The sequence below is a fragment of the Cystobacter fuscus DSM 2262 genome (genome assembly GCF_000335475.2).
In the GTDB taxonomy this organism is placed as follows: Bacteria; Myxococcota; Myxococcia; order Myxococcales; family Myxococcaceae; genus Cystobacter; species Cystobacter fuscus.
This window is the reverse complement of sequence record NZ_ANAH02000050.1, coordinates 1-907: the sequence shown is the minus strand read 5'-3', so window position 1 is coordinate 907 and position 907 is coordinate 1. Positions and strand designations below refer to the sequence as shown.

General features: G+C 44.1%; 1 protein-coding gene. It reads left to right on the top strand.

Features of this window, described 5'->3' with window-relative positions:
• Positions 1-698: 698 nt before the first annotated feature.
• On the top strand, positions 699-907 hold a 209-nt coding region (locus tag D187_RS59780), incomplete at its 3' end, for a hypothetical protein (protein WP_211241619.1).

Sequence of the window (907 nt, the reverse complement as noted above, 5' to 3'; positions counted from 1 at the left end):
TGATGATTTAAGTGTCCTACTGCAGCGAAGCAGCATTTTCTTGAGTATGATATGTCGCATTTGATAGTAATCATATAACGTCTAGAATGACGTATAAAGATAAGGTAGAAGGGTGTGTTATGGCTGAAAGATGATTGAGATTAATCGCGCAGCCATCTCATCTGTCATATTGCGCTACATGGCTAGAGCCGATTTGTCCAGAATCACGCCATCATGTGAAGACAGGTGCCATGCAATACGAGAGAGATGTAACCATGTTATCTATTGGTTGTATATGGGTATGGCTTATCGCTCCCTCGCTGCCAAGCACTCTGTGTGACGTTGTATGTGAAGCGTAGATCGTGGCACAATGCTACAGGAAGAAAGAGGTAATTGAGGGGGCGAAGCAGAGTGATATATCATAATTGAAAAAAAAAATGTCATGGTCAGTGAAGTGGATCACAAGCTGCTAGTCACAAATATGAAAAATGACATGATCATCCTAAGCTGGTAGGCAGACTAGACGCTTCTGACAAGTGGCATGCTGATCTTTCTCTATATATATGCTGATTCTCTCCTTCATATCCTTAAGTTCAGCATTCAAACTTCATACTGTTATCATCTTTGTGATACTTTATTGTCTTTCTCTAACCCTGAACCGGGGTGTCTCGCGCGGTTTCACCAAAGCATCCTTGTATCATTGTGTACTAGCTTGCTAGGTGGCTTCGCTGCTTCTCCTATCCCTGAACAGGGTGCTTCGCCAGGAAGGCTACACACCAGCACACGTATCAGAAATCCCTGCAGAACTCTTGACAATGGCAAATCGCTACCAGAATCCTCGTGCCGACTACCGCGAGATTGCCCACGAGGATCGTCCCGATATCCGTTTGTTTTATGCTTCTGCTCAGTTTCCTCCGCCAAAAAATTC